Origin of the sequence: Chitinophaga sp. (assembly GCF_036569185.1) — a bacterium.
GTDB lineage: Bacteria > Bacteroidota > Bacteroidia > Chitinophagales > Chitinophagaceae > Chitinophaga.
The window spans coordinates 1-4,135 of the sequence record NZ_DATCRD010000329.1 but is presented as its reverse complement, the minus strand read 5'-3'; the positions used below and the strand labels follow the sequence as shown (position 1 = coordinate 4,135).

The window sequence follows — 4,135 nt, the reverse complement described above, 5'->3', positions numbered from 1 at the left end:
CGAAATCATCTAAATCCTGAGTCAGACAAAATCCGCTTCAATCTCCCCAAATCATTTAAAAACAAACAGCAGGAAAATCAGTTCAATCAGTATAATCAGCCTAATCCTGCTCCAAGACAATTTACAGGCGCCGAAGGCGCCAACTCGCTAAAACTCCGCACTCTTCGGTGTCCGCGGGAATGCGATCACGTCGCGGATGTTCGTCATACCGGTTACAAACAGCATGAGGCGTTCGAATCCCAGGCCGAAACCGGCATGCGGTGCGGTGCCGAAGCGGCGGGTATCCAGGTACCAGCTCAGTTCATCTACCGGTACATGCATTTCTTCCATACGTTTTACCAGTTTATCGTAGTTCTCTTCACGCTGTGAACCGCCTACCATTTCACCGATGCCGGGGAACAGGATATCCATGGCCCGTACGGTTTTGTTGTCGTCGTTGAGCTTCATGTAAAACGACTTGATCTCTTTAGGATAATCGGTTAAGATCACCGGTTTCTTAAAGTGTTTTTCTACCAGGTAGCGTTCATGTTCGCTTTGCAGGTCGGCGCCCCAGCCTTCGATCAGGTATTGGAACTTCTTGTTTTTATTATGTTTGCTGTTCTTCAGGATGTCGATGGCTTCTGTATAGGTGATGCGTACAAACTCGTTGTGCAGCACAAATTCCAGTTTTTCGATCAGTCCCATTTCACTGCGTTCCTGTTGTGGCTTTTGTTTTTCCTCTTCCGCAAGGCGGCCGGCCAGGAAGTCGAGGTCGTCACGATTGTTATCAAGTACATAACCGATCACGGACTTGATAAATGCTTCGGCCAGGTCCATATTATCTTCCAGTTCATAGAAGGCCATTTCCGGTTCAATCATCCAGAACTCTGCCAGGTGGCGGGCAGTGTTGGAGTTTTCAGCACGGAAAGTTGGGCCGAAGGTGTAGATGTCGCCAAAGGCCATAGCGCCCAGTTCTCCTTCCAGCTGCCCGGAAACGGTGAGGTTGGTGGATTTACCAAAGAAATCCTCGCTGTAATCAATATCGCCGTTGTCTGTGAGCGGCGGCTTTTTCATGTCCAGTGTGGTTACACGGAACATTTCGCCCGCTCCTTCTGCATCGGAAGCAGTGATGATAGGCGTATGCAGGTATACGAATCCGCGTTCATTAAAGAAGCGGTGTATCGCAAAGGCCAGTGCATGGCGTACACGGAAGATGGCCCCGAAAGTATTGGTACGGAAACGCAGGTGCGCTATTTCCCGCAGATACTCCAGGCTGGGCTTGTTTTTCAGCTGCAAAGGATACTTTTCCGGATCACAGTCGCCTAGTATTTCCAGGGTAGCAGCCTTCAGTTCTACTTTTTGTCCTTTACCCAGTGACGGGATAATTTCGCCGGTGGCGCTGATAGCCGCGCCGGTAGTGATGCGCTTTACCAGCGCAGCATCCATATTTTCGGTATTGATTACTACTTGTAAATTATTATTGGTGGAGCCATCGTTCAAAGCTATAAACTGGTTGTTGCGGAATGACCGCACCCAACCCTTAACTGTAACTTCGTAATGCACCTTGTCGTCCGACAAGATTTGCTTGACTTTCACCCTTTGGCTCATAATATATTTATTTTTAGGATTGCAAAAATAAGTGGAAAACTTCATAGTAAGTAGTCTGGATGCCGGCCTTTTTCCAGGTTATGATTGCCAAGGAAATGTTAAAAAAAGGTGGCTAAACAAGCGCTACCCCGGTAGGAGCAAGGGTTTGAAGGTGCGGCCGATAGCAGGATACAGCAGGGAGAAGCGCCTTTTTAAAGGCTACTTTGGGGCATTTTACAGTTAAATATTTTTGGATAATAGTAAAACTTGTTTTAATCTTGCGGTATATTCTGCCTGATTAAGTTCATTTTCCATCTTCATCAGCAGTTCCTAAACTCAATCATTCCCTATCAAATTTAATAAGCTAATTAAATTTATTGACTCAAAAACAATTATTTGTAATTGGTGTATGTTGGTATGCAGTGGTACCCGCCTCACAACACTTCTAAAATTTGACAACACAGATGATGTACGACATCTTACAACTGAACGACATGCTCGTTCCTGAGCTGCTTGATATTGCAGAGAAACTGGACGTTCCCAACGCAAAAAAACTGAACAAACAGGACCTCATCTACAAAATTCTTGATAAACAAGCAGTATTAGCCTCAGAAGATAACCAAGCCAACGGAGACGAAAAGAAAGCACGTAAACGCAAACCTGTAAAGAAAGACGAAGCTAACCACGCTGCTGAAGAACCTGCTCACGCTGAAGAAAAACCAGCTGCCAAGAAACCCGCAGCCAAAAAAGCCGCCGGCACTAAATCAAAAGATCATGAGGAAGAGGCTAAACCAGCCGCTTCTGCCAAACCTAAAGTAAAAGATTTTGAGATAGACCTGGACAGTATTCCTTCTCTCACTTTCGATGATGATGATGATATCATTATTCCTTCTTTTACAGAAGACGAAGATGAGCCGGAAGAGGAAGAAGTGGTAGTGATACCTCCTGCAGAAGATGAGCTGGAAGAAGAAGAGGATGATTTTGTAGTGCCCGGAGAGATCCCCGTGGCGCCTGCAGCACAGAAGAACCGCTTCCCTAACAAGAAAGAACCTGTTTTCAATATAGAATTCGATGGCGTTATCGTAAGTGAAGGCGTACTGGAAATGATGCCCGATGGCTATGGTTTCCTCCGCTCTTCCGATTATAACTACCTCAGTTCCCCGGATGATATTTATGTATCCCCGTCGCAGATCAAATTGTTTGGTCTGAAAACCGGCGATACCGTGAAAGGCTCTGTACGCCCGCCTAAAGAAGGAGAGAAGTACTTTGCTTTGCTGAAAGTGGAAACAATCAATAACAAATCACCTGAAGAAGTACGCGACCGTGTGCCTTTCGATTACCTGACACCGTTGTTCCCTTTCGAAAAACTGAAATTAACCACCACTTCCAATAACTACTCCACGCGTATCATGGATATGTTTACGCCTATCGGTAAAGGACAACGCGGACTGATCGTAGCGCAGCCTAAAGTAGGTAAAACCATGTTGCTGAAGGAAGTAGCCAACGCTATTGCTACCAACCATCCTGAAATTTACCTGATGGTGGTACTGATCGATGAGCGCCCGGAAGAGGTAACAGATATGGAACGTAGTGTAAAGGCGGAAGTAATTGCCTCTACCTTCGATGAACCGGCTGAAAAACATGTGAAAGTATCTGCCATCGCGCTGCAGAAAGCGAAACGCCTGGTAGAATGTGGTCATGATGTAGTGATCCTCCTGGATTCCATTACCCGTTTGGCCAGGGCGCACAACACCGTGGCTCCTGCTTCCGGTAAGGTACTGAGCGGTGGTGTGGAAGCCAACGCCATGCAGAAACCTAAACAGTTCTTTGGTGCGGCACGTAAAATAGAACATGGTGGCTCACTGACCATCCTGGCTACCGCATTGATCGATACCGGTTCTAAAATGGATGAGGTGATCTTTGAAGAATTTAAAGGTACCGGTAACATGGAACTGTTGCTGGATCGTAAACTGGCTAACAAACGCATCTTCCCGGCCATCGATGTTTCTGCATCCTCTACCCGTCGTGATGATCTGTTGCTGGATAAAGATTCCCTGAAACGTATCCACATCCTGCGTAATCACCTGGGTGATATGAACACGGATGAGTCTATGCACTTCATGCTGCAGCATATGCGCGGTACTAAAAACAACGAAGAATTCCTGATCTCCATGAACAGCTAGGAACAGGTAATACTATAAATTAAAAACCCCGTTACGACTTTGCGTAACGGGGTTTTTAATTTGTATAAAATGCTATTGTTTTTTCTGTTGTCCGGGTGCAAAGGGTTTGGCTGATTTGGTGCCGTAGATCTTTTTCTGTTGTCCCGGCGGTAGCCCATGTGGATTACCACCCTGGTGGGTGGTTACACAGCCGCTGTAAATGATGGCGGCTGCAAAAAGCGACAATACAAGTTTCAGATTTCGCATGACAGGTTAATTTTTGTAAAGTTACCGCTATAAATGCAAAAATCCCGCCACAGTAGCACTGTGGCGGGATATCCAATCTATCTAACCTTATAACTATCTTACATAAAACATCCTGTGATATCTTAGAATATCCAGTTTAC

At 45.8% G+C, this 4,135-nt stretch carries 3 protein-coding genes; 1 reads left to right on the top strand and 2 read right to left on the bottom strand.

Annotated features, from left to right (window positions below; translation table 11 throughout):
• Window positions 1-147: 147 nt before the first annotated feature.
• Entirely contained in the window at window positions 148-1,587 is a 1,440-nt protein-coding gene (asnS, locus tag VIM72_RS25065; protein ID WP_332005567.1) for an asparagine--tRNA ligase, read from the bottom strand.
• 443 nt (window positions 1,588-2,030) lie between these two features.
• Between asnS and rho the strand changes: the two genes are divergently transcribed.
• Window positions 2,031-3,749 (top strand): transcription termination factor Rho, encoded by a 1,719-nt coding sequence (gene rho, locus VIM72_RS25060; RefSeq protein ID WP_332005566.1) that lies wholly within the window; start codon window positions 2,031-2,033, stop codon window positions 3,747-3,749.
• Window positions 3,750-3,821: 72 nt separating this feature from the next.
• On the opposite strand, the gene VIM72_RS25055 is transcribed toward rho, so the two are convergent.
• On the bottom strand, window positions 3,822-3,995 hold the full coding sequence (locus VIM72_RS25055) for a quinol oxidase subunit 4 (RefSeq protein ID WP_332005565.1): 174 nt from the start codon (window positions 3,993-3,995) through the stop codon (window positions 3,822-3,824).
• Window positions 3,996-4,135 lie beyond the last annotated feature (140 nt).